The sequence below is a fragment of the Pseudomonas sp. UMAB-40 genome (assembly GCF_900095275.1).
GTDB lineage: Bacteria > Pseudomonadota > Gammaproteobacteria > Pseudomonadales > Pseudomonadaceae > Aquipseudomonas > Aquipseudomonas mandelii_B.
This window is the reverse complement of the sequence record NZ_LT607577.1, coordinates 51674-75522: the sequence shown is the minus strand read 5'-3', so window position 1 is coordinate 75522 and position 23849 is coordinate 51674. Positions and strand designations below refer to the sequence as shown.

22 protein-coding genes are annotated in these 23849 nt (G+C 59.2%); 7 read left to right on the top strand and 15 right to left on the bottom strand.

Features of this window, described 5'->3' with window-relative positions; all coding sequences use genetic code 11:
* Positions 1–85 precede the first annotated feature (85 nt).
* Positions 86–1540, top strand: a complete 1455-nt coding sequence (locus tag K0F88_RS29000; RefSeq protein ID WP_219097506.1) for a catalase — start codon at positions 86–88, stop codon at positions 1538–1540.
* Between the two features lie 149 nt (positions 1541–1689).
* Entirely contained in the window at positions 1690–2154 is a 465-nt protein-coding gene (gene bfr, locus K0F88_RS28995) for a bacterioferritin (RefSeq protein ID WP_007943775.1), read from the top strand.
* A 67-nt stretch (positions 2155–2221) separates the two neighbouring features.
* Here the strand turns inward: bfr and uvrA are convergent, their stop codons facing one another.
* Positions 2222–5056, bottom strand: coding sequence for an excinuclease ABC subunit UvrA (gene uvrA / locus K0F88_RS28990; RefSeq protein ID WP_010467278.1), 2835 nt, complete (start codon positions 5054–5056; stop codon positions 2222–2224).
* A 191-nt stretch (positions 5057–5247) separates the two neighbouring features.
* On the opposite strand from uvrA, the gene K0F88_RS28985 reads away from it, so the two are divergent.
* On the top strand, positions 5248–6645 hold the full coding sequence (locus tag K0F88_RS28985; RefSeq protein WP_219097505.1) for an MFS transporter: 1398 nt from the start codon (positions 5248–5250) through the stop codon (positions 6643–6645).
* A 9-nt stretch (positions 6646–6654) separates the two neighbouring features.
* Positions 6655–7182: a single-stranded DNA-binding protein gene (locus K0F88_RS28980; protein WP_010467282.1), complete on the top strand. Its 528-nt coding sequence runs from the start codon at positions 6655–6657 to the stop codon at positions 7180–7182.
* 69 nt (positions 7183–7251) lie between these two features.
* Here K0F88_RS28980 and K0F88_RS28975 read toward each other — a convergent pair whose 3' ends face one another.
* From K0F88_RS28975 to K0F88_RS28930, 10 genes are all read right to left on the bottom strand, one after another.
* Positions 7252–9456 (bottom strand): OsmC domain/YcaO domain-containing protein, encoded by a 2205-nt coding sequence (locus tag K0F88_RS28975; RefSeq protein ID WP_219097504.1) that lies wholly within the window; start codon positions 9454–9456, stop codon positions 7252–7254.
* A 120-nt stretch (positions 9457–9576) separates the two neighbouring features.
* Positions 9577–10734, bottom strand: coding sequence for a glutathionylspermidine synthase family protein (locus K0F88_RS28970; protein WP_219097503.1), 1158 nt, complete (start codon positions 10732–10734; stop codon positions 9577–9579).
* A gap of 12 nt (positions 10735–10746) precedes the next feature.
* Positions 10747–11466: a DUF1190 domain-containing protein gene (locus K0F88_RS28965; RefSeq protein ID WP_219097502.1), complete on the bottom strand. Its 720-nt coding sequence runs from the start codon at positions 11464–11466 to the stop codon at positions 10747–10749.
* An 18-nt stretch (positions 11467–11484) separates the two neighbouring features.
* Positions 11485–11913 carry a DUF350 domain-containing protein gene (locus K0F88_RS28960; RefSeq protein WP_219097501.1) on the bottom strand — a complete coding sequence of 143 codons (429 nt, stop codon included), beginning with the start codon at positions 11911–11913 and terminating at the stop codon, positions 11485–11487.
* A 14-nt stretch (positions 11914–11927) separates the two neighbouring features.
* Positions 11928–12602, bottom strand: a complete 675-nt coding sequence (locus tag K0F88_RS28955) for a DUF2491 family protein (protein ID WP_219097500.1) — start codon at positions 12600–12602, stop codon at positions 11928–11930.
* Positions 12589–13623: an ion channel gene (locus K0F88_RS28950; RefSeq protein ID WP_219097499.1), complete on the bottom strand. Its 1035-nt coding sequence runs from the start codon at positions 13621–13623 to the stop codon at positions 12589–12591. The genes K0F88_RS28955 and K0F88_RS28950 overlap by 14 nt, the downstream gene beginning before the upstream one ends.
* A gap of 71 nt (positions 13624–13694) precedes the next feature.
* On the bottom strand, positions 13695–14258 hold the full coding sequence (locus K0F88_RS28945; RefSeq protein ID WP_219097498.1) for a rhomboid family intramembrane serine protease: 564 nt from the start codon (positions 14256–14258) through the stop codon (positions 13695–13697).
* Positions 14259–14404: 146 nt separating this feature from the next.
* Positions 14405–15103, bottom strand: coding sequence for a PspA/IM30 family protein (locus K0F88_RS28940; RefSeq protein WP_219097497.1), 699 nt, complete (start codon positions 15101–15103; stop codon positions 14405–14407).
* 24 nt (positions 15104–15127) lie between these two features.
* A complete protein-coding gene (locus K0F88_RS28935) occupies positions 15128–15709 on the bottom strand; it encodes a YjfI family protein (protein ID WP_219097496.1) in 582 nt (193 codons plus the stop codon).
* 282 nt (positions 15710–15991) lie between these two features.
* The gene (locus K0F88_RS28930; protein WP_094470402.1) at positions 15992–16546 is read right to left on the bottom strand and encodes a cysteine hydrolase family protein; all 555 of its coding nucleotides are present in this window, start codon (positions 16544–16546) and stop codon (positions 15992–15994) included.
* A 104-nt stretch (positions 16547–16650) separates the two neighbouring features.
* Between K0F88_RS28930 and K0F88_RS28925 the strand changes: the two genes are divergently transcribed.
* From K0F88_RS28925 to K0F88_RS28915, 3 genes are all read left to right on the top strand, one after another.
* Positions 16651–17643, top strand: coding sequence for a GlxA family transcriptional regulator (locus tag K0F88_RS28925; protein WP_094470403.1), 993 nt, complete (start codon positions 16651–16653; stop codon positions 17641–17643).
* A gap of 215 nt (positions 17644–17858) precedes the next feature.
* The gene (locus K0F88_RS28920) at positions 17859–18968 is read left to right on the top strand and encodes a DUF3182 family protein (RefSeq protein WP_094470404.1); all 1110 of its coding nucleotides are present in this window, start codon (positions 17859–17861) and stop codon (positions 18966–18968) included.
* Positions 18958–19716, top strand: coding sequence for a S9 family peptidase (locus tag K0F88_RS28915; RefSeq protein ID WP_109635233.1), 759 nt, complete (start codon positions 18958–18960; stop codon positions 19714–19716). The genes K0F88_RS28920 and K0F88_RS28915 overlap by 11 nt, the downstream gene beginning before the upstream one ends.
* Before the next feature lie 58 nt (positions 19717–19774).
* On the opposite strand, the gene K0F88_RS28910 is transcribed toward K0F88_RS28915, so the two are convergent.
* The 4 genes from K0F88_RS28910 to K0F88_RS28895 are packed head-to-tail and all read right to left on the bottom strand — an operon-like array spanning position 19775 to position 23784.
* On the bottom strand, positions 19775–20785 hold the full coding sequence (locus K0F88_RS28910; RefSeq protein WP_219097495.1) for a lysylphosphatidylglycerol synthase domain-containing protein: 1011 nt from the start codon (positions 20783–20785) through the stop codon (positions 19775–19777).
* Positions 20772–22067, bottom strand: coding sequence for a cardiolipin synthase ClsB (gene clsB, locus K0F88_RS28905; protein ID WP_219097494.1), 1296 nt, complete (start codon positions 22065–22067; stop codon positions 20772–20774). The genes K0F88_RS28910 and clsB overlap by 14 nt, the downstream gene beginning before the upstream one ends.
* On the bottom strand, positions 22064–22861 hold the full coding sequence (locus K0F88_RS28900; RefSeq protein ID WP_219097493.1) for an endonuclease/exonuclease/phosphatase family protein: 798 nt from the start codon (positions 22859–22861) through the stop codon (positions 22064–22066). The genes clsB and K0F88_RS28900 overlap by 4 nt, the downstream gene beginning before the upstream one ends.
* Positions 22858–23784 carry a DUF72 domain-containing protein gene (locus K0F88_RS28895; protein WP_219097492.1) on the bottom strand — a complete coding sequence of 309 codons (927 nt, stop codon included), beginning with the start codon at positions 23782–23784 and terminating at the stop codon, positions 22858–22860. Before K0F88_RS28895 ends, K0F88_RS28900 begins: the two co-directional genes overlap by 4 nt.
* Positions 23785–23849: the final 65 nt, after the last annotated feature.

Genomic DNA, 23849 nt, shown 5'->3' with positions numbered 1-23849 from the left:
TGAATTTGTAGCTGTAACGTTCGTGATCAATACTCCCCTTCAGCCGATTAGCCGGCAGTTAAAGACTGACAGAGGAAGAGATCGCATGAGTCAAAATAAAACGCTGACCACCGCCAGTGGCGCTCCTGTCGCCGACAACCAGAATTCCCGTTCCGCCGGCCCTCGTGGCCCGCTGCTGCTCGACGACTTTCACCTGATCGAGAAGCTTGCCCACTTCAATCGCGAGAACATCCCTGAGCGCCGTGTACACGCCAAGGGTTCGGGTGCTTACGGCACGTTTACCGTGACTCGCGACATCACCGAGTACACCAGCGCCAAATTGTTTGAATCGGTCGGCAAGCAAACGCCGACGTTCCTGCGCTTTTCTACGGTTGGCGGCGAACGTGGTTCGGCCGATACCGAGCGCGATCCACGTGGCTTTGCCCTGAAGTTCTACACCGAGGAAGGTAACTGGGACATCGTCGGCAACAACACGCCAGTATTCTTTATCCGTGATCCGTTGAAATTCCCGGACTTTATCCACACCCAGAAGCGTTTGCCGCAGAGCAATCTGAAAAGCGCGCAGATGATGTGGGACTTCTGGTCGCACTCGCCTGAGGCGCTGCACCAGGTCACTATTCTGTTCTCCGACCGCGGTATTCCTGACGGCTATCGTCACATGCACGGCTTTGGTAGCCACACCTACAGCTTGATCAACGCCAATGGCGAGCGGCACTGGGTGAAGTGGCATTACAAGACACAGCAAGGGATCAAGAATCTGGCGCCGGCTGAAGCGGCACGTTTGGCCGGTACCGATCCGGATTACGCGCAGCGTGACCTGTTCGGCGCGATTGAGCGTGGTGACTTCCCGAAATGGCGTGTATGCATTCAGATCATGACCGAGGCCCAGGCTGCGGCGCATTATGAAAACCCGTTCGATGTGACCAAAACCTGGTCGCAGAAGGAGTTTCCGCTGATCGAAGTCGGCGAGCTGGAGCTCAACCGCAATCCGCAAAACTACTTTGCCGAAGTCGAGCAAGCGGCATTCGGCCCGAGCAACATGGTCCCGGGCGTTGGCCTGTCGCCAGATCGAATGCTCCAGGGCCGCGTGTTCGCTTATGCCGACGCGCATCGCTACCGCATCGGCACCAACCATCAGCAATTGCCGGTGAACGCACCTCGCAGTCCGGTGAATAGCTATCAGCGCGATGGTTCGATGGCATTCGGCAGCAATGGCGGTGCAGCACCTAACTATGAGCCGAACAGCTACGTCGATTCGCCGAAACAAGCGCCTCGCTACGCTGAGCCACCGTTGGCATTGAGCGGTGCCGCTGATCGTTACGATCATCGTGAAGACACTGACTACTACAGCCACGCCGGGGCGCTGTTTCGCCTGATGACTGACGAGCAGAAAACACTGCTGGTCAACAACATTGCCGGAGCCATGGCCGGCGTTTCCGGTGATGTGATAGATCGTCAATTGCAGCACTTCTTCAAGGCCGATCCGGCGTATGGAGAAGCAATCGCAAAGGCGTTGGGCGTACAGCTTAACGAAGTCTAAACGATAAGCAGAACCGCCCTCATTTGGGCGGTTTTTGCGTTATTTGAACCACTTTTCTCAGAATATCTTCGCTTTTATCGCGCAAGCGGAGTGACCAAACAGTCTCCTTGGTTCAAACTACAGACTTTCAAGCAGGGAGATGTAGGGCGATGCAAGGCCACCCAGACGTAATCGATTACCTCAACACGTTGCTGACCGGCGAACTGGCCGCGCGTGATCAATATTTCGTTCATTCGCGGATGTATGAGGACTGGGGTTTCACCAAGCTCTACGAACGAATCAATCACGAGATGGAAGAAGAAGCAGGGCACGCCGATGCCTTGATGCGCCGCATCCTGATGCTGGAAGGCACGCCGCGCATGCGTCCGGACGATCTCGATGTCGGCACTACGGTGCCTGACATGCTCGCTGCCGACCTGCGCCTGGAATACAAAGTCCGCGCCGCGCTCTGCAAGGGCATCAAACTCTGCGAGCAGCACAAGGACTATGTCAGCCGCGAGATGCTGCGGGTTCAATTGCATGACACTGAAGAAGACCACACCTACTGGCTTGAAAAGCAGATGGGTCTGATCAAGTTGATCGGTCTTGAGAACTACCTGCAATCCCACGCCTGATTGACACCCGATACAAAAAAAGCCCCTGTCACCGATGAAGTGACAGGGGCTTTTTCGTGGGCCCAATTCAGGCCTTGTCGCGAGCCAACAGCGGCTTGAGGTAGAAGCCGGTGTGAGACTGCTTCATCTCGGACACTTCCTCCGGTGTTCCGACAGCAATGATCTGTCCACCCTTTGAACCACCTTCAGGTCCCAGGTCCACCAACCAGTCAGCGGTCTTTATCACGTCGAGGTTATGCTCGATCACCACCACAGTGTTGCCGTGGTCGCGCAGTCGATGCAGCACGTCGAGCAGTTGCTGAATATCCGCGAAGTGCAGGCCGGTGGTCGGCTCGTCGAGGATGTACAGCGTCTTGCCGGTATCGCGTTTGGACAGCTCGCGGGACAGTTTCACCCGCTGGGCCTCACCCCCCGACAGCGTCGTCGCCGATTGCCCCAGCTTGATGTAAGACAGACCCACGTCCATCAACGTCTGAAGCTTGCGCGCCAGCGCCGGGACCGCATCGAAGAACACCCGCGCTTCCTCGATGGTCATCTCGAGGGTCTCGTGAATGCTCTTGCCCTTGTACTTGATCTCCAGCGTCTCGCGGTTGTAACGCTTGCTCTTGCAGACGTCGCACGGGACATAGATGTCCGGCAGGAAGTGCATTTCCACCTTGATCAAGCCATCGCCCTGACACGCTTCACAGCGTCCGCCCTTCACGTTGAAGGAGAAGCGGCCCGGGCCATAACCACGGGAACGGGATTCCGGCACGCCGGCGAACAACTCACGGATCGGCGTGAACAGCCCGGTGTAGGTCGCCGGGTTGGAACGCGGCGTTCGGCCAATCGGGCTCTGGTCGATATCGACGACCTTATCCAGATGCTCCAGCCCCTTGATGCTATCGTGAGCGGCCGCCTCAAGCGTCGTTGCACCATTGAGTGCCGTAGCGCTCAAGGGAAACAGCGTGTTGTTGATCAGCGTCGACTTGCCCGAGCCGGACACACCGGTCACGCACGTCAACAGACCAATCGGAATGTCCAGGTCGACATTGCGCAAGTTGTTGCCGCGAGCGCCCTTGAGCGACAGCGACAACTTCTTGTTACGCGGTGTGCGTTTGGCTGGAACCGCGATCTTCACTCGGCCTGACAGGTATTTGCCGGTCAACGAATCAGGATGCGCCATCACTTCGGCCGGCGTCCCTTCGGCAACAATATGCCCACCGTGGACCCCCGCCCCCGGCCCGATGTCCACCACGTAGTCGGCCAGGCGAATAGCATCTTCGTCATGCTCGACCACGATCACCGTGTTGCCGATGTCGCGCAGGTGCTTGAGCGTGCCGAGCAACCGATCGTTATCGCGCTGATGCAGACCGATCGACGGCTCATCGAGGATGTATAGAACCCCCACCAGGCCGGCGCCAATCTGACTGGCCAGGCGAATTCGCTGAGCTTCACCGCCGGACAACGTGTCGGCACTGCGATCCAGCGAAAGATAGTCGAGGCCCACGTTGACCAGGAACTGCAGGCGCTCGCGGATTTCCTTGAGAATCTTGTCGGCAATTTCACCGCGACGGCCCGTGAGCTTCAGTATGCCGAAATACTCACAAGCATCGCCAATCGGCAGATTGGTCACCGCCGGCAGCGTCTTCTCGCCCACCCAGACGTGCCGCGCCTCGCGACGCAGGCGGGTGCCACGGCAATCCGGGCAAGGCTGGGTGCTGAGGAACTTGGCCAGCTCTTCACGCACAGAAGCCGACTCGGTTTCGCGGTAGCGACGTTCCAGGTTCGGCACGATGCCTTCGAACGGGTGCGAGCGTTTGACGATATCGCCGCGGTCGTTCAGGTATTTGAAGTCGACGTTTTGCGAACCGCTGCCATGCAGAATGAATTTCTGCTGATCCGCCGAAAGGTCGTTGAACGGCACTTCCAGGCTGAACTTGTAGTGCGAAGCCAGCGACCCGAGCATCTGGAAGTAATAGACGTTGCGCCTGTCCCAGCCGCGAATAGCGCCCTCGGCCAGGGTCAACTCGCCGTTCACCAGACGCTTGATGTCGAAGAACTGCTTGACCCCCAGACCATCGCAGGTCGGGCAAGCGCCGGCGGGGTTGTTGAAGGAGAACAGCTTGGGTTCCAGCTCGCTGATCGCATGGCCGCAAATCGGGCAGGCGAAGCGCGCGGAGAAGATGATCTCTTCGCCGGGCTCGTCGTCCATCGGCGCGACCAGTGCGATCCCGTCCGCCAGCTTCAGCGCGGTCTCGAAGGACTCGGCCAGACGCTGTTGCAGATCGGCGCGGACCTTGAAGCGGTCGACTATTACATCAATCGAATGCTTCTTTTGCTTATCCAGCTTCGGCAGTTCATCCAGTTCGCAGATCCTGCCGTTGACCCGGGCCCGCACAAAACCCTGGGCGCGCAGTTCTTCGAAGACCGACAGGTGTTCGCCTTTACGCTCGCGGATCACCGGGGCCAGCAGCATCAGCTTACTGCCCTCCGGTTGGGCGAGGACCAGGTCGACCATCTGGCTGACGGTTTGCGCTTCCAGCGGAATGTCGTGATCCGGGCAACGCGGAATACCCACGCGAGCATAAAGCAGACGCAGGTAGTCGTAGATTTCGGTGATGGTGCCGACCGTCGAGCGCGGGTTGTGCGAGGTCGATTTCTGTTCGATGGAAATGGCTGGCGACAAACCTTCGATGGTGTCGACGTCAGGCTTTTCCATCATCGACAAAAACTGCCGGGCATAGGCCGACAGCGATTCGACGTAGCGGCGCTGGCCTTCGGCATACAGCGTGTCAAACGCCAGGGACGATTTGCCGGATCCGGACAGGCCGGTGATGACGATCAGTTTGTCCCGTGGCAGGGTCAGGTCGATGTTCTTCAGGTTGTGGGTTCGGGCCCCACGAATCAGGATCTTGTCCAAAGTGGCCTCGCTTGGCGGGCGTCGAAAACGTAGGAGTATACGGCCAAATACTGGATGGATGCACACTATCAAACGAGCGGAGTTGTGTCTTACATGAAGAGTCTGTCAGCGGAGCGCGTCAAAGCGTCGCGATATACCCCGTCAATCGATGGGACTGGTAGAATCGCCGCCGGTTCACATGAGGTTTTTCCATGCACGATCCCCACAGCGAACGCATGAGTGGCAGTGAGACCCGCGCAGCAAGCGGTCTGGCCCTGGTGTTCGCCTTCCGTATGCTTGGCATGTTCATGGTGTTGCCGGTACTGGCGACCTATGGGATGGATCTGGCAGGAGCGACCCCGGCCCTCATCGGACTGGCGATTGGCGCTTACGGCCTGACCCAGGCGATCTTTCAGATTCCTTTCGGCTTCATTTCCGACCGCATCGGCCGTCGTCCGGTGATTTACCTCGGGCTCATCATCTTCGCCCTCGGTAGCGTGCTGGCGGCCAATGCCGATTCGATCTGGGGCGTCATCGCCGGACGCATCCTGCAAGGCGCCGGGGCGATTTCCGCCGCGGTGATGGCGCTGCTGTCAGACTTGACCCGCGAACAGCACCGGACCAAAGCCATGGCCATGATCGGCATGACGATTGGTCTGTCGTTCGCTGTGGCCATGGTTGTAGGACCGCTGTTGACCCGCGCCTTCGGCCTGTCGGGGTTGTTCCTCGCCACGGGCGGCATGGCGCTGTTCGGCATCGTGATCGTCATGTTCATGGTGCCGCGTTCCACCGGACCGTTGCAGCACCGTGAGTCCGGCGTCGCGCGGCAGGCGCTGATCCCGACGCTCAAGCATCCGGACCTGCTGCGCCTGGACCTTGGCATTTTTGTGTTGCACGCGATGTTGATGTCGAGCTTCGTTGCATTGCCCCTGGCCCTGGTGGAAAAAGCCGGGCTGCCCAAAGAGCAGCACTGGTGGGTCTACCTCACCGCGCTGCTGATCTCCTTCTTCGCCATGATCCCGTTCATTATCTACGGCGAGAAGAAACGCAAAATGAAACGAGTTTTATTGGGCGCAGTGCTGACGCTGATGCTCACTGAGCTATTCTTCTGGCAGTTCGGCGACAGCCTGCGAGCTCTGGTGATCGGGACGGTGGTGTTCTTTACCGCGTTCAACTTGCTGGAAGCTTCGTTGCCATCGCTGATCAGCAAGGTTTCACCGGCGGGCGGCAAAGGCACGGCAATGGGGGTTTATTCCACCAGCCAGTTCCTCGGTTCGGCGCTGGGCGGGATCCTCGGCGGCTGGATGTTCCAGCACGGCGGTTTGTCGGTTGTATTCCTCGGATGCGCCGGCCTGGCTGCACTTTGGCTGGCCTTTGCTGTTACCATGCGCGAACCTCCCTACGTGACGAGTCTGCGCTTGCCGCTGTCGCCCGAGGCGATCCGCGAAGCGGGTCTGGTTGAGCGCCTGAAGGCCGTCGTAGGGGTAACAGATGCAGTGATCGTCGAAGATGAAGCGGCGATTTACATCAAATTGGACACAGAACTATTGGATCGCACCACCCTTGAGCGCCTGGTGAACAACCCGGCCGGGGCAGCGTGCGTAGCCTAGGAGAACGTTATGGCCCGTGGGGTTAACAAAGTCATATTGGTCGGCACTTGCGGCCAGGATCCCGAAGTTCGCTACTTGCCTAACGGTAACGCCGTGACCAACCTGAGTCTGGCGACCAGCGAACAGTGGACCGACAAGCAAACCGGTCAGAAGGTCGAGAAGACTGAATGGCACCGTGTTTCGATGTTTGGCAAGGTGGCCGAGATCGCCGGTGAATACCTGCGTAAAGGTTCGCAGGTCTACATCGAAGGCAAGCTGCAGACCCGCGAGTGGGAAAAAGACGGTATCAAGCGTTACACCACTGAAATCGTGGTCGACATGCAAGGCACCATGCAACTGCTCGGCGGCCGTCCACAGCAGGGCGACCAACAAGGCGGGGGCAATAACTACCAGCAGTCCGCCCCGGCTCCACGCCAGCAGGCTCCACGCCCGCAGCAGTCGGCACCGCAGCAGTCGCGTCAGGCTCCGCCTCCACAGCAGGCAGCGCCACAACCGGCTCCTGATTTCGACAGCTTTGATGACGATATCCCGTTCTGAACCTCAGTTTTTCAGAACCGTAGACAAAAAAAAGCGAAGCCATATGGCTTCGCTTTTTTGTTGCCGCTGTTAACTGGCCAACGTGGTCACATTGGCCCGTGCCGAATGCAGCTTCTTGTAGCTTTCGATCAACCGAAGGTGCCTGTCGAGCCCCTCCAGTTTGGTGCTGGTCGGCGTCAAACCATGGAAGCGTACACTGCCATCCACCGAGCCGATCACTGCATCCATCCGCTCGTTACCGAACATCCGACGGAAATTGGCCTCGTAGTCTTCCAGCTCCAGGTCTTCGTCCAGCTTCATCTCCAGCACCGCGTTGACGGCTTGGTAGAACAAGCCACGCTCAACCGTGTTGTCGTTGTACTGCAGGAACATCTCCACCGCCTCTTTCGCCTCTTCAAATTGCTGCAAGGCGAGATAGATCAGCAGCTTCAACTCCAGGATTGTCAGCTGACCCCAGGCGGTATTGTCGTCAAACTCAATGCCGATCAGGGAGGTGATGTCGGTGTAGTCATCCAGTTCACTTTCCACCAGGCGCTCAGCCAGCGCTTGCAGTTCTTCGTCGTCCAGGCGATGCAGGTTCAGGATATCGGCGCGGAAGAACAGCGCTTTGTTGGTGTTATCCCAAATCAGGTCGTCCACCGGATAGATTTCCGAATAGTCCGGCACCAGGATGCGGCACGCCGTCGCGCCGATATGCTCGTAGACCGCCATGTACACTTCTTTGCCCATGCCTTCGAGAATGCCGAACAAGGTTGCAGCTTCCTCGGCATTCGAGTTTTCACCCTGGCCGGAGAAGTCCCACTCCACGAATTCGTAATCGGACTTGGAGCTGAAGAAGCGCCACGACACCACGCCGCTGGAATCGATGAAGTGCTCGACGAAGTTATTCGGCTCGGTCACCGCATGGCCTTCAAACGTCGGCTGGGGCAAGTCGTTGAGGCCTTCGAAGCTACGGCCCTGGAGCAATTCGGTCAGGCTGCGTTCCAGTGCCACTTCCAGGCTCGGGTGCGCGCCGAACGAGGCGAACACGCCGCCGGTACGCGGGTTCATCAGCGTGACGCACATCACCGGGAATTCGCCTCCCAGGGACGCATCCTTCACCAGCACGGGGAACCCTTGCTCTTCCAGCGCCTGAATACCGGCCAGGATCCCGGGGTACTTCGCCAGCACATCGGCCGGCACGTCCGGCAATGCAAATTCACCTTCGATGATTTCGCGTTTGACCGCGCGCTCGAAGATCTCCGACAGGCACTGCACCTGGGCTTCGGCCAGCGTGTTACCGGCACTCATGCCATTGCTCAGGAACAGGTTTTCAATCAGGTTGGACGGGAAATACACCACCTCGCCATCCGACTGGCGCACATAGGGCAGCGAGCAGATGCCGCGCTCTTCATTGCCCGAGTTGGTGTCGATCAGGTGGGAACCACGCAACTCGCCGTCGCGGTTGTAAATCTTCAGGCAGTACGCGTCGAGGATTTCGGCCGGCAGTTCATCTTTACGGCCAGGCTTGAACCAGCGTTCGTCCGGGTAATGCACAAACGGCGCGTTGGCGATCTCTTCGCCCCAGAACTGGTCGTTGTAGAAGAAGTTGCAGTTGAGTCGCTCGATAAACTCGCCCAACGCCGACGCCAGCGCGCCTTCCTTGGTTGCGCCCTTGCCGTTGGTAAAACACATCGGCGAGTGCGCATCGCGGATATGCAGCGACCACACGTTGGGCACGATATTGCGCCACGAGGCGATTTCAATCTTCATGCCCAGGTCCGCCAGAATGGCCGACATATTGGCGATGGTCTGCTCCAGCGGCAGATCCTTGCCCGCAATATAGGTGCTCGCCTCTGAACTGGAAGCAGGCATCAGCAACGCCTGGGCATCGGCGTCGAGGTTTTCCACCTCTTCGATCACAAACTCAGGCCCGGCTTGCACGACTTTTTTCACGGTGCAGCGGTCGATGGAGCGCAGGATGCCCAAGCGGTCCTTCTCGGAAATGTCCGCGGGCAACTCGACCTGGATCTTGAAAATCTGGTTGTAGCGGTTTTCCGGGTCAACAATGTTGTTCTGCGACAGGCGGATGTTTTCGGTGGGGATACTGCGAGTGTCGCAATACAACTTCACGAAATACGCCGCACACAACGCTGACGACGCCAGGAAGTAGTCGAACGGACCCGGTGCCGAGCCATCGCCCTTGTAGCGGATAGGTTGATCGGCCACCACCGTGAAGTCGTCGAACTTGGCTTCAAGTCGAAGGTTGTCGAGAAAGTTGACCTTGATTTCCATGGGGGATTACCAGAATAACGGCTAGACGAATGGCCGCCATTATCCGGCATTTCAGCCGTAAGTCTTGCGGGCGTCTGTCGATATCTCCATCTCGGGCCTTTTTAGGGGGCGATGGAGCGATCAGTCGAGTATCAGATGCGGCAAGAACCGGCTTGAATCCTTGGTGATCAAGCTGTTGTCCTCACGTACACCGATCCCCGCCGCTTGATCGCCGACGACCCAGGAGCCAATCAACGTAAAGCTGTCGCCAAACTGCGGAAGCGGCGCGAATTCCTGCAGGATAAACGGCGCATCGGTGTAGGGGCCGTCCTCTTTCACGATCAGACCGTCAGCCGTTTGCAGCTCGATATTGGCGCCTTCCCGGGAGAAGAACGGCTTGCGCACCCAGCCTTTCGGCACGGCTTTGCCCGGCTCGGTATCCAGGTGCGCCGCGAGCAGGTTCGGGTGACCTTTGTTGAACTCCCACAACAGCGGCAAGATGCCTTTGTTGGAAATGATGGATTTCCAGGCCGGCTCGAAAAACTGCGTATCACTCTGGGCAATCGCTGCACCGAAGGGTTCGTGGAAGATGAACTCCCAGGCGTGCAGCTTGAACAGGTGAGGGATCCAGCGATCTTCAAGGTCGACGAAACGTCTGTCACTGGTCAGGCCGATGTCTTCGATATCGATGTGGCGTGATTCGATGCCGACCTTTTCCGCCACCAGCCGCAGGTAATCGGTGGTGCCCTTGTCTTCGACCGAATCTTTCATCGAGGCGAAATAGAAAGGCTGCTTGAGCTGCAATTGAGCGAAGGCCTGATGCAGTTTGGTGTCGATGCTGTTGAACTGGTCGGCGTGCTTGGGCAGCACGCCGCGTTCGATGCATTGCTCCAGCCAGCCCCACTGAAACGCCGCGGCCTCATACAGGCTGGTCGGCGTGTCGTAGTTGAGTTCCAGCAACTTGGCGGGCCCGGTGCCGTTGTAGGAGAAGTCCATGCGCCCGTACAGGTGCGGGTGACCTTCAAGCCATGAGGTGCGAACCATGTCGAAGAATGGCGCGGGAATGCTCAGGCGCTCCAGCAACTCCTCGCTCTGCACCACGCGGGCCACCAGGTCCATGCACATCTCATGAATCTCGGTGGTCGGGTCCTCGAGATCGTTCTCGATCTGCTTGAGCGAGAACTGGTAATACGCGCTCTCGTCCCAGTAGGGTTCGTTGTCGATGGTGTGGAACAGAAAGCCGAGATTCTCGGCCGTCTGTTTCCAGTCAGGACGCTCTGTGCAATGGATCTTCTTCATGGCCCGGTTTCCTTAACTGCTCGATCCGCCGCCGCCCCAGCCACTGCGTGCGCTGGCCTTGCTGCCGAAGCCTCCACGGGAGGTGGACGAAGCCACGGATACTGGCTTGCTGGTAGAAGAGCGGACCGAGTCGGCGTAGTTGCTGCTGCCGTACCTCGCCTGATTGGACTTGGTGAACGTCGAGCCCTTCGAAATCCGCTGGCTGAGCGTCGAGTTCGAGTAGCTGCCGCGATCATCGCGATAGCGGTACACCGGCTCGGAGTAGTAGCTGTTGCGGTTGCTGCTCAGCATGTTGCCGATCAGAAGGCCGGTCAGCAGGCTGCTGGTGGAGAAACCCGAGCCGCCACTGTTCGCCGATTCAGAGGCGGGTAACTGAGCCTTGGCCGCGTCCACCTGGGATTGCGTCACCTGGCCATCAGCGGTCAGTTCGAAACCGCCGAGTTTTGGGATGAACTTGCCGGCGGAATCCTGTTGGCACCAGTCGGCGACAAAGTCGGCATCGCAATCGGCTTGGTTGTCGTACACCGGCGCAATGCGGCGATGCTCGGCCATGGCCGTCATGTAGGCGTCCGAGCAGACGTCTACCGGAAGCTTTTCATCGGCGCACTGCTGAACGGACTGGAAGTTGTACTTCTTCTGCACCGCGTAGGTTTTTTCCGTCGGCCCGCAGCCTGATATCGCCATGGCGACCGACGCTGCCAGCGAAAGCTGAACGTACTTGCTTCGTTTCATCGGGATCTCCGGGCGCAATCAGTTCTGAGAAGGAGTCATGCACGCGGCGTTCAACATGCCGACGCTGATGGCCACGGCTGCCACGTAGATGCCCGCCGCGATTTCACCTTTCTTGATGCGCTCAGAAGTACCTTTGAGCACCAGGCTGGTCACCATGAATGCCAGCAGTTGCACGAGGGCGGCGATCACCGCCCAGACGACGAAGTCGAGAATGCTGATCGAATAGGCAATCACGTTGCTGGCCGGAATGGCGAAACCGATGATGGCGCCACCCAGGGCAATGGCGGCGGCCACGTTGCCCGAACGGATCAGTTCGAATTCCTTGTGCGGGGTGATGCGGGTGTAGATGAACTGGAACAGCGCGAACAGCACGGCGGCGCCGAGGATGTACGAAACAAACCCGAACACGGCGGCTTTGTTCAGGGAGATGGAGAGTGCTTCTAGCATGGACTTCTTCCTTTTTAGAACGTATTCAGGTCGGTTGTGTACAGCGAGATGCCCAGCGACGTACTCAAGCTGATGGTGCCTTCGGCGTCTTCTTCGACGGAAAACAGCAGGAATTCCCGGCGATCAGTCAGGCCGGTTTCGCGGGCGTAGAGCATCGAACGGTGCTCAATGCTGTAGGCGTCATCCGGGTTTTGCAGCTGTTCGCTCAGCGCTACCAATTCTGTCTGGCCATCCTCGGTGCCCCATTCGCGGGTGTATTCGACGCCGTTATGGGTGTAGGTCGGCAGGCCGATCAGGCTTTGCGGACCGGCCAATCGGCGCAGCTCCGCTTCACTGCTGATGGTGATGTAACTGAGGTAGTTGAACAGAATCACCGACTCGACCTGCCCGGCAATTTCACCGGTGGTGTGCACCTGCAGCCAGTAGTCTTCGTCGTTCATGTAATAGCGCGACAGCCATGTCGACTGCCCGAGATCAACGGTGCCGTTGCTCCAGATCTGTTGCGAGCCCGGGATCGTCACCGTGGTGTTGCCGTCGAGCAACAATCTCAGGGAAGTGTCGAACATCACGCCCTTGCCCAATGCCAGGCCCAGCGGACCGGTGGCGGGCAGGGTTTCGCTGGCTGTCCATTTCGATTCTGTATTCGCTTTCGGGGCCTCAAGCCCCATCAACTGTTTAAACCATCCCATTGGAGATTTCCTTGAGGCGAGTGGAGGCGATGTAGAAGAGTTCGCCGCCCTCAACGCGGGTAGCGCCGGGCGGGTTGATCGACGGTTGTCGGGCGCCTTTGGCGCGATAGCCGATGAGCGTCGCGTTGTGATGTTCTTTCATCCGTGTGTACAGATCGCCAAACGTCGCTTCAAAGGCCTCGGGCAGTTTCATCAGGTATTGAGTGGCGCCTTGACCCACGCACAGCAGTTCATTAATGACCACTGACGAGCCCGGATCCTGCGAGGCGCGCACCAACATCTCGATGGCCATGCTGGAAGTGCATTCCAGGCTGGGCGCGTAGGCGCTGGCGAGCGCAGCGATTTCACTGTCATTGAAGTGGGCGACCACATGCCCGACAGGCTTCAGTTGATTGACCGCCAGCACGGTGGCCAGGGTCAGGTCGTCGGAATGGGTTCGCACCAGGACGCGCTCGGCACCGGGAACCCCTGCGCGCAGTAGTAACGCCACAGAGGACAGGCTTTCACCTTTGATGAAGCTCGCTTTGCCCGGCATCGGGTTTTCTTCAAGGGTGCAATCGCAAATGACGATCAGGTTGTCGTTCGAGGTTTCGTCCTGAAGCAACAACTCAATGACCCGTTCGCTGGACGCGCCTTCCCAGCCGATGAGAACCGTATGGCCGACCTTGCCGGTGAAATCGCCTTTGCCCTTCATGCCTTTTCTCCATGCATCGATGACGCTGCTGGTGGTTTTGCCGATGGCTGCCGTCAGCAGCGCAATGCCCCCGAGCATGACCCAGGTGGCCACGAAAATCCGTCCCGCCGCTGTCTGCGGCGCGAGATCGCCGTAGCCGACGGTGAGTGTGGTGGTCAGATAGAAGTAAGTAAACGTGGCGGGCGCGGTGAGGTGTTGTTCGCCCAGTAACACCAGGCCCAGATACGCCGTAATCAGGTGCACGCCCAAGGCAATGACCAGTCCGGCCCAGCCGAAACGGTGGAAGAGGGACGAGGCATACAGGCGCAATAAAAGGAAAATCGACATTTCGTCCCTGACTCCGTGGGTACTTGTTCCTGGCGACTTCATCGCCTCGGCGTCTGAATGCGCAAGTGCGTTCAACCGGCGGCATTAAACCTGCTGCGCGGCGCCGAGAAAAGTACCTTGGCTGCAATAAATCCGGCGAGGGCACCAAACAGATGGCCTTCGAAGGAAACACCCTGGCGAGGCAGGAAGCCAAAAATCAGACCGCCGTAGAGCAGGGCCACGACGCCGGCCGTTATCAGGTTGCCCCAGCTCCTGTGGAACCAGGCGCGGGACAAGAGGTACGCCCACAGTCCGAACACCCAGCCGCTGGCGCCGATGTGTACGCCTGCAAAGCCGAACAGCCAGACCAGCGAGCCGCCCAGCAGAATAATGATCGCGCTGACGGCAATGAACCGGTTGAGCCCTTCGATAATGACCAGGGTACCCAGAATCAAAAAGGCAATCAGGTTCGCGCTCAGGTGCGCAAAGGAAGCGTGCAGGAAAGGCGAGGTGATGATGCCGAGCAGACCGTGCACGGTTCTCGGGATCAAACCGAAGGCCATGAGGCTGTAGCCGGTCGCGACATTGACCAGTTGCAGCGCGACCATGAAGAGCGCCAGGCCTGCGATTGTCTTGAAACCCTTCAGGGTATCCATCCTTGACCTCGATTCACTGAAAACTGAAACGCAACCTATTGTGGGAGCGAGCTTGCTCGCGATGGCGATGTATCAGTCAGCATTAATGTCGACTGGCAGATCGCAATCGCGAGCAAGCTCGCTCCCACAGGTTTTGCATTCGGCAGTTACTCGGCCGATTTTTGCTTCAGGCGTTCCAGGATCGCATTGGCGCTGCCAGCGTCCGGGGTGATGCCGGCATCGCGCAGTTTGCGTTCCAGGTCAGTACCGGTCGACGCATCGGCCAGTTGGTCCTGAGCTTCCAGTTCAGCCGCGCGTTGCTGCTGCTTGGCCTGCAGGCGGTTCAGCGTACCGACGGCGGTTTCCAGCTTGCCGTTGGCGCCGCCACTGGCAATCGAAGCGCTGACCTGGGCTTTCTGTACGCTTTCGCGGGCCTTGGCCATGTCCACTTGCTGGCGCAGGCTCTTGATGCGGTTTTCGGCCTTGGTGATGTCTTTGCGCATGTTTTCAGCGTAACCGCCGAACTCGGTGGCTTGCTTTTGCTCGACGTCCAGTTCGTTGGTCAGGGTCGAAATGGCTTCGGCCACTTCCAGGGCCAGGTCTTCACGGTTGGCCTGGATGGCGGCCAGGGCCTTGGATTCCAGGTCCTTGATCTTGGCGTTGTACTCGCTGACGCGGTCAGCCGACAGTTTGTGCTTGGCCATGATGGTGACCAGTTCACGCTTGGCGTTGGCCAGGGCGCTGTCCGCATCTCGAATTTCCTGGTCAAGGATGCGCAGGGCCTGTTGGTCGACGATCGATTCGCCGACTTCGTTGGCACCGCCACGCAGCGCGGTGAACAATTTGCTCCAGATGGACTGAGTCATTGGATATTTCCTGTTCCCGAATAATTAATTGAAAAAACGTTCGAAGGCTTCGCTGGCGCGCTGGACGTTGTCGACCAGGGTTTTCACCTCGGTCACGATGTTCGTCAGGCTGGAGTCGGAGCTCAAGGCGCCAAACATGTTGTAAACAATCTGCCCGTTTGGCATGGACTCGATACCGATCGAGGACAGCGGGAACATCTCCCGGCTGCGCAGCACGGCGTCATTGAAGGCCGGTACGTCATTGATGGACTCGACGTCGACCAGAACGGTATCGACGATGATCTGTTCACCCACCACGGCGATGTAAATCGGCAAGCCACCGAAATCGTTCATTTCCAGCTTGATGCTGGACTCGGAGCCTTGAACGAGAGAAAGCGTGATGTCGTTTGAAACCACTTCGTCCAGGGCTTGAAGGGCGCTGAAGAGGCGATCGATGTTCCAGTTTGTACCTGCGCTCATGTAATTCTCCGACATGAATGAGCCAGCCAGAATCGGTTGGCGAAGCTGTTTCTCCATCTGCTTGAGCAGGCTTCGGTTTTCGGGAAGCACCCAAGTCTCGTGTTTCACATAACCGGCGGCACCCAGGCCCGCGCGCATCTGCTTCATGTAAAAGCTCGATGGCTTTTTCGCGGACGGTTTCGAGCGCTCTCCCTTGCGGCTTGCCGAATCGGTATCGGGCCCCGTGGGAGGACTCGATGGAGAGCTGCTTTTCATGGGGCTGACCTCGTTGTGAAAAACTCACGCGTGAGAAACACTACAGGCAATTTTTGCCACGCTCAATAGCTCACGCGTGAGATTTTTTGTCATACATTTTTCGCTCCACGAAAAAGGCCCGCAGCGCTCAAGCGCGGCGGGCCCTTTTTGGAATTTGATCAATACGTTGCGTGGTTAGCGGTTAGCCGCCAGGAATTCGTCAGTGGAAATCACGCTCGCATAGGCGAAACCCAGGGCCGACATAAAGGCGGCGTGAACGTGGGCGGCGGGCACCGTGACGCCGTTGAATTCCAGATCGCGTGAGGCACAGGCGTCGTGGATCACGGTGACGGTGTAGCCAAAGTCCGCGGCGGCGCGGGTGATGCCGTCCACACACATGTGGCTCATGCTGCCAACGACCACCAGTTCCTTGATGCCTTGCTCGTCGAGGATCGATTTCAGTTCGGTTTCACGAAACGAGTTGACGAAGTGCTTGAGCACCACCGGCTCATCGGCGCGGTTCAGAACTTTGGGGTGCAGCTTCGCGCCTTCGGAACCCGGGGTGAAGAAGGGGGCTTCTTCGGAGGTGAACTCGTGACGGATGTGCACCACCGAATCACCGGCGTCGCGAAAGGCTTTGAGCAGACGGACGGCGTTGTCGGCGGCAGCGTCGGCGCCGACCAGCGGCCACTTGCCTTGAGGGAAGTAGTCGTTTTGGATATCGACTACGATGAGTGCTTGCTTGGCCATGACTGTTTCCTCGAAATAGGTGTGTTGGGTGTGGAACGAAGTATTGGCTCTGGCAGGCCTTCCGAGGATTGGCCGCACCGACAATAGAAGGGGGAAAACTGACAATGGACGCAGAAAGGGCAATCGCCGAACTCGGTGTGCTGATTTATCCCGGCGCGCAGATGGCGGCGGTGCATGGGCTGACAGACCTGTTCGGGGTGGCCAACCGGATTGCCGCCGAGCATCAGGCTGCGCAATTGCCGTTGCTGCGGGTCAGCCATTGGCAAGTTGATGGCGAGCAGGCGCCCGAGCGGGTGTACGACAGTCATCCCGGGCCCGACCGCACCTTGGTGGCGGTGTTGATTCCGCCATCGATTGCCGGATTTTCCGAAGGCCAGGCACCGCAGGCGTTGATCCACTGGATGCGTCAGCAACACGCCCGGGGCGCGACCCTCGGCGGCGTCTGCGTGGGCTCGATTCTGCTGGCGGAAAGCGGCTTGCTCGACGGCCGCAGCGCCACCACCCACTGGACCTCGGCCAAAAGCTTCGCCGAGCGTTACCCGACCATCAAGCTCATGGCCGACACGCCCATCGTCGACGACGGCGACCTGATCACCACCGCCGGGCTGATGGCCTGGTCCGAGCTGGGTTTGCGCCTGGTCGACCGTTTGCTCGGCCCGAGCATCGCCACCGGCACCGCGCGTTTTCTGGTGGTGGAACACAGCGACAGCGCGAGTGAATGCGGCAGTAACTTTTCACCGATTCTCAGCCACGGCGATGCGTCGATTCTCAAGGTTCAGCACTGGCTGCAAAGCACCGGTGCCACCGACGTGTCGCTGACGGCGATGGCCGAGCGGGCAGGGCTGGAGGAACGCACGTTCCTGCGCCGTTTCCGCGCAGCGACCGGGTTGAAACCCACCGAGTACTGCCAGCACCTGCGGGTCGGCAAGGCTCGGGAAATGCTTGAGTTCACCAACGGCACCATCGATCACATTGCCTGGACGGTGGGGTATCAGGATCCGAGTGCGTTTCGGGCGACGTTCAAGAAGATTACCGGGTTGGCGCCGAGTGATTACCGGTCACGGTTTGGGGTGATGCCTACTGCCGTATCACGGTAGTCGAAACACCCCAAATCCCCTGTGGGAGCGTGGTTGGGCCTTGGTCGTGCAAAATGCAGGAGCTAGAACTCTCGTCGTGCAGAATCGAGCAGGCGTCGTGCCATTACGATTTCTGCAACCGATTGAATTCAATGACGTTTCGATCAAGCAGCCCTTGGCTTGATCTCTGCACCCCTTCAACTACATTCATCAAAAGCCGATTGAAAGGGGGACGCATGACCCCAACAAACCGCAAAAAACTGGTGGTCGCCCATTCGGTCCGCCCCGAGGCGCCCCAGCACGAAGTCGAAACCAATCGCGCGCTGGCGCGTTGGCTGGCTCAAATCCTCGGGCTCAAGTTCGGTGGCAGTTACGACCCCGAACTTCACAACGGCCGGGACCTTTATCTCTTGCCGACCCAGACCCTGGTCGGCGTCGCTGCCGCCCGGGCTTTGGGCGTCACGGGGCCGGAGGATCTGTGGGGCGGTTACGTTGACCACGATTTCATCTGCACCAAAGCCATCAGCCACGGGTTGCGCAACAAAAATGCGCAGGCACCGGAAGGCTGGTCACCGTTGTTTTCCGAACGCGTACGCAGCGTGGTGCTCGATGGCCTCAGCGTGTTCTCGTTCGACGATGCGCGACCGGCGGCGGAGCATTTGCTTTACGCAGGTCCCATCCGCATCAAGCCGATTCATGCCTGCGCCGGACGTGGACAGGAAGTGATCAAAAGCCTCGACCAGTTCGACGCCGTTCTGGCTCGCCCCGATGCCAGGGCACTGTTCAGCGAAGGCGTGGTGCTCGAGCAGGATCTCGACAAAGTGATCACCCACAGCGTCGGCCAGAGCTTTTTCGGCGGCAAGGTGCTGAGTTATTGCGGTGATCAATACTTGACCGAAGACGGTCGGGGCGAGCAGGTTTATGGAGGTTCCAATCTGTTGGTGGTGCAGGGGGATTACGAAGACCTGCTGAAACTGGACCTGCCTGACGATGTGCAACGGGCGATCCGGCAGGCGCAAGTGTTCGACAGTGCCGCAGACGAGGCCTATCCCGGTTTTTACGCCTCGCGCCGCAACTATGACATCGCCCAGGGCCTGGACAGCAGCGGCAAACAGCGCAGCGGCGTGCTCGAACAGTCCTGGCGCATGGGCGGTGCCAGCAGTGCCGAAGTGGCCGCGTTGCAGAGCTTCGTCAACGACCCTGGGATGCGCGCGATTCGCGTGTCTTCGGTGGAAACCTACATCCACCAACCGCTGCCGGCGGACGCCATCGAGGTGTATCGCGGGCCGGCGGAAAACAGTGACTTTCTTCTCAAGTACGTAACGGTCAAATCCTATGACGGCTAGAAGCGAAACCATTCAGATCGACATCGACGATGAACAGATGAGCGGGACCTTTCTGAGCCCCAAATCGAAAGTCCCCGGCGTATTGTTTGTGCACGGTTGGGGCGGCAGCCAGGAGCGGGACCTGGAACGGGCCAAAGGCATCGCCGGCCTGGGGTGCGTGTGCCTGACGTTCGATTTGCGCGGACACACCGGCGGCACCGGCATTCCACTTACTCGCGTCACGCGCGAAGACAACCTGCGTGACTTGCTGGCGGCGTACGACCGCTTGCTCGCCCACCCGGCGCTCGACACTTCTGCCATTGCGGTGGTCGGCACCAGCTACGGCGGTTATCTGGCCTCTATCCTGACGTCGTTGCGCCCGGTGCGCTGGCTGGCGCTGCGAGTGCCTGCGCTGTATCGCGATGATGAATGGCACACGCCCAAGCGGGAACTGGACAAGGCTGATTTGCGCGATTACCGCAACACGCTGGTGCGTGCCGACAGCAATCGCGCCTTGCATGCCTGCTCGCAATTCACTGGGGATGTGCTGCTCGTGGAGTCAGAGACCGACGACTTCGTGCCGCACGCAACGATCATGAGCTACCGCGCCGCGTGCCAGCAGACGCATTCGCTGACGCACCGGATTATCGACGGTGCCGATCACGCGTTGAGCGAGCCTGTTTCGCAGCAGGCGTATACGTCGATCCTGGTGGACTGGATTACCGAGATGGTGGTGGGTGAGCGGTTGAGCATTATTCAATCGAAGTGAGATGTGCAGCGTTTTTGAGGACGCCATCGCGGGCTTGCCCGCGATGGCGTCCACGAAATCAACCTGACTCTTTGGGCTTTTTAGCAATCCGCAGCGACTTCGCCTTGGCCTCCACCACCAGATACATCACCAACGTAATCAGCAACGGCAAGATGAAATAGATCGCCCGATAAGCCAGCAACCCCGCCACCAGGCTCCCCCGCGAAGCCTCATGTTGCAGCAGCGCCACAAACACCGCTTCCAGGACCCCAAGGCCGGCAGGAATATGGGTAATCACCCCGGCAATCGCACTGATCAGCAACACGCCCAGCACCAACGGGTAATCCAGTTTGCTGGGCAGCAACGTGAAGATCACCGCCGCCATCAGCGACCAGTTCAGCGCTCCGAGGGCCAGTTGCAGCACCGCCATGCGCAAGGACGGCAGGTTGATTTCCACCCCGCGTATCGCCCATTCCCGACGTTTGGAGAACTGGCACGCCGCCAGATACCCCGCGCTCACCAGCAGCAACAACACCCCCACACCTTGCAATGCGCCGCTGCTCAATTTCCAGCCCGGCGGCATTCTGACCAGTCCGCTACTGAACACCGCGCCCGCAATCACCATGTAGCCGAACCAGTTGGTCGCCAGGCTCAAACCGAGGATTTTCGCGATGTTGCTTTTGCTCACCCCGAGCCGCGAATACAGGCGATAACGCATGGCAATCCCGCCGACCCACGCGCTCAGGTTCAGGTTGAAGGCGTAGCTGATGATCCCCACCGGCAGGATCTGTTTCCAGGTCAGGTCCTGGCGGATGTAGGTGCGGCCGATCAGGTCGAAGCAGGCATACACCAGAAAACTCATCAGCGTCAGGCCGGACGCAATGATCAGCGTGCGCACCTTGAAATCGGCCAGGGTGTCGAAGACTTCGTTCCATTCGATGCGCTGGGCGAGCATCGTGAACAGCACGATCAGCGCCAGGAAAAACAGCATCGTCAGCGGTTTTTTCCAGCGGCTCCAGCGTGTTTTCTTTACCGGGTCAGTTGTTGCGCTGTCGTCGTGAGCTGCCGAGTGAGCCTCAACGCGGTCCATGGTGATCGCTCCCGGCGGGATGAGTGAAGGGTTTCAGACGAGGTTTATGCGCCGGCAGCCAACCGGCCCACGCCGGGAAATGGCGCAGGAAGTGAAACACCAGAAAGCCGACGGTCATGTGCCAGATCCGTCCGCGCGGCGACTTGTCCGCTGACATGGCTTTGCAGTGGTTATTGCTCAGCACCTCAAGCCGTTCGAACAGATCGTGGTTGAAGGCCCGGTCGCGGATCAACACGTTGGCTTCCAGGTTCATCGACAGGCTCAACGGGTCGAGATTACTTGAACCGACGGTGCTCCAGTCCTCATCCACCAGCGCGACTTTGCCGTGCAGCGGGCGTTCGCAATATTCGAAGATCTGCACGCCGGCCTTGAGCAAATAGTCGTAGGTCATGCGCGCGGCCAGTTTGGCCACCATCATGTCCGGTTGCCCCTGCAGAATCAGGCGCACGTCGACGCCACGGCGAGCGGCGTTGCGGATTTCGCGCAGCAAGCGGTAACCCGGAAAGAAGTAGGCATTGGCGATCACGACCCGGCGCTGGGCACTGCGCAGCACCTGCCGGTAAACCTCTTCGATATCCGTGCGATGGTCGCCGTTGTCGCGGTACACCAGCCGGACCTGGCCGTCGTGGTCACTGAACGCCATTTCCGAACGCCTCTGCCGGCGGCGTTGCCACCAGTATTTGGCGCGGGCCGGGCGGCCACTTTGCAGCAGGGCGAAGTGATGAATGTCGGCCACCGCCGGGCCTTGCACTTCAACCGAGTAATCCTGCTTGGCCTCGGGGCCGAAGTCGGCCAGGTGGTCGGCGGAAAAGTTGATCCCGCCGATGAACGCAATCGTGCCGTCCACCACTACAATCTTGCGGTGCAGACGGCGGAACCAGTTGGTTCGGATGCCCAAACGCTTGGGTGCCGGATCGAATATTTGCAGGCGCACACCGGCCTGGCTCAATGCAGTGAGATACCCGGTGGTCAACTCGCCACAGCCGAACCCGTCGAGACTGGCGGTGACCCGTACACCGCGTTGTGCGGCTTCAATCAGCACTTGTTGCAGCTCATTGCCGACCTTGTCCTCGAACACAATGAAGGTTTCCAGGAGGATTTCAGTCTTGGCCTGGCGCATGGCCTCGAATACCCGTGGGAAATAGGCTTCGCCGTTTTCCAGCATTTCCACAAGGTTGTTGCCCTGCCAGCCGTATTCGACGTCGACCACGCCGGGTTCACGCACCGGCGGGGTAGTCGGCACGTGTTCAACGGTGGCTTTTTCCATCGGGGCGCTGCTCATAGCTCGATCTCCACCGACAGCGGTGCGTGGTCGGAAAGGTGTGACCAGGGACGTGCCGCCAGCACTTGCGGACGGCTGGCCTTGAGGTTGCGCACATAGATACGGTCCAGGCGTAACGCCGGCAGTCGCGCTGGAAAACTGCGCGCCGGTTTACCGAGATGCTCGGCAAACACCTCGCGCAGTCCGCAGGGCTTGAGCAAGGCATCGGCCCGTAGGCGCCAATCGTTGAAATCGCCGGCGACAATCACCGGGGCGTCGACCGGAAGGTCTTCAAGGCGTCGCGCCAGTAACTTCAGTTGTTCCGTGCGGTGGCTCTCACGCAGCCCCAGATGCACGCAAATGGCATGCACTTCCCGGCCATCGCCCGGCAGGCGCAGCACGCAGTGCAGGAGGCCGCGGTTCTCATGGCCGCTGATCGAGACGTCGAGGTTGTCATGGCGAATGATCTGGAACTTCGACAGCAGCGCATTACCGTGATCACCCGCCGGGTACACCGCGTTGCGGCCATAGGCAAATTGCGGCCATAAGGTGTCGGCAAGGAACTCGTACTGCGGCATCGTCGGCCAGTTGCTGTAACGCTGGGGATGATGCTCGTGGGTGCCGTGGACTTCCTGCAAAAACACCACGTCGGCAGACACGCTGCGCACCGCTTCGCGCAATTCCGGGAGGATGAAGCGTCGGTTAAGCGCGGTGAACCCCTTGTGGGTATTGACCGTCAGCACGGTGAAACGGCGCACGGCAGTGATGATGGGTTGCTGTTCGTCGGTGGTGCCGACCGGTTCGGAAATGCTCATGGCAATACCCCTTCGGCAGCAGGTTCGCCGGGGGCGGTAGCGAGGTCTTTGTCGAGATGGAAGTGCTCAAGCAAGCGTCGCGCATCGAAGGGGGCGCGGACCTTGATGTCGTTGTCGAAATAGCAGAATACTTCCCGGGACTTGCGGGTTTTCGGCTTTTGCCGAGGTGCGATCAGCTGCGGATCCGCCGGTTGTTGGCCGTGGTTCCAGGCGTCAATCCGCTCGCCCCAGCGCTCCAGTGCCTCAGCGGTGTAACCGCTGGCGTAGAGTTCTTCGGCGCCATGCAGGCGCAGGTAGACGAAATCACTGGTGACGTCTTCGCGGTATGGCCATTTTCCGGCGGTATCGGCGATGACCAGGGCCACGTTGTAGCGTTTGAGCAGGCGCACGAACGACGGATCAATAAAGCTCTCGTTCCTGATTTCGACCGCATGGCGCAGTGGCTTTTTCTTGTACGCCTTCATGCTGGCGGGGCCGTGCAGGTGCGAATCGTGCTGGCAGGCTAGGGCGGCCGCCTGTTGGGTATCGTGGGGCAATTGCTCGAGGAAGCTTTCGAACAGCTCGACGTCGAATTTGAAATTGGGCGGGAACTGCCACAGGATCGGGCCGAGTTTTTCTTTGAGCTCAAGGATTCCGGAGGCAAAGAAATTCGCCAGCGGTTTATGAATGTCCCGCAGGCGTTTGATATGGGTGATGAACCGCGGGGCTTTGACGCTGAACACGAAGTCTGCCGGGGTTTCGGCGTACCACTGAGCGTAACGTTCAGGCCGTTGCAGGGCGTAAAACGATCCATTGATTTCGATGCTGTTGACCGCCCGTGATGCGAACTGCAATTCGCGCTTCTGGGTCAGCCCCTTCGGGTAGAAACCTCCCCGCCAGGGTGTGTAGCGCCAGCCTGAAATACCGATGTGAATCGCCGCCATGTCGCCTCCCGTCTAATGGTCCTCGGTTGCCCCTGTCTTTTGATGACTTCGGGGCGGGGGAGAAA

Coding starts and splice junctions, on each gene's coding strand:
- K0F88_RS28980 (WP_010467282.1), top strand. CDS start 6,655: ATGGCCCGTGGGGTTAACAAAGTCATATTGGTCGGCACTTGCGGCCAG.
- K0F88_RS28950 (WP_219097499.1), bottom strand. CDS start 13,623: ATGTCGATTTTCCTTTTATTGCGCCTGTATGCCTCGTCCCTCTTCCAC.
- K0F88_RS28970 (WP_219097503.1), bottom strand. CDS start 10,734: ATGAAGAAGATCCATTGCACAGAGCGTCCTGACTGGAAACAGACGGCC.
- clsB (WP_219097494.1), bottom strand. CDS start 22,067: ATGAGCAGCGCCCCGATGGAAAAAGCCACCGTTGAACACGTGCCGACT.
- K0F88_RS28900 (WP_219097493.1), bottom strand. CDS start 22,861: ATGAGCATTTCCGAACCGGTCGGCACCACCGACGAACAGCAACCCATC.
- K0F88_RS28895 (WP_219097492.1), bottom strand. CDS start 23,784: ATGGCGGCGATTCACATCGGTATTTCAGGCTGGCGCTACACACCCTGG.
- K0F88_RS28985 (WP_219097505.1), top strand. CDS start 5,248: ATGCACGATCCCCACAGCGAACGCATGAGTGGCAGTGAGACCCGCGCA.
- K0F88_RS28935 (WP_219097496.1), bottom strand. CDS start 15,709: ATGAAGCAGATGCGCGCGGGCCTGGGTGCCGCCGGTTATGTGAAACAC.
- K0F88_RS28940 (WP_219097497.1), bottom strand. CDS start 15,103: ATGACTCAGTCCATCTGGAGCAAATTGTTCACCGCGCTGCGTGGCGGT.
- bfr (WP_007943775.1), top strand. CDS start 1,690: ATGCAAGGCCACCCAGACGTAATCGATTACCTCAACACGTTGCTGACC.
- K0F88_RS28920 (WP_094470404.1), top strand. CDS start 17,859: ATGACCCCAACAAACCGCAAAAAACTGGTGGTCGCCCATTCGGTCCGC.
- K0F88_RS28945 (WP_219097498.1), bottom strand. CDS start 14,258: ATGGATACCCTGAAGGGTTTCAAGACAATCGCAGGCCTGGCGCTCTTC.
- K0F88_RS28915 (WP_109635233.1), top strand. CDS start 18,958: ATGACGGCTAGAAGCGAAACCATTCAGATCGACATCGACGATGAACAG.
- K0F88_RS28930 (WP_094470402.1), bottom strand. CDS start 16,546: ATGGCCAAGCAAGCACTCATCGTAGTCGATATCCAAAACGACTACTTC.
- K0F88_RS28975 (WP_219097504.1), bottom strand. CDS start 9,456: ATGGAAATCAAGGTCAACTTTCTCGACAACCTTCGACTTGAAGCCAAG.
- K0F88_RS28965 (WP_219097502.1), bottom strand. CDS start 11,466: ATGAAACGAAGCAAGTACGTTCAGCTTTCGCTGGCAGCGTCGGTCGCC.
- K0F88_RS28910 (WP_219097495.1), bottom strand. CDS start 20,785: ATGGACCGCGTTGAGGCTCACTCGGCAGCTCACGACGACAGCGCAACA.
- K0F88_RS29000 (WP_219097506.1), top strand. CDS start 86: ATGAGTCAAAATAAAACGCTGACCACCGCCAGTGGCGCTCCTGTCGCC.
- K0F88_RS28925 (WP_094470403.1), top strand. CDS start 16,651: ATGGACGCAGAAAGGGCAATCGCCGAACTCGGTGTGCTGATTTATCCC.
- K0F88_RS28960 (WP_219097501.1), bottom strand. CDS start 11,913: ATGCTAGAAGCACTCTCCATCTCCCTGAACAAAGCCGCCGTGTTCGGG.
- K0F88_RS28955 (WP_219097500.1), bottom strand. CDS start 12,602: ATGGGATGGTTTAAACAGTTGATGGGGCTTGAGGCCCCGAAAGCGAAT.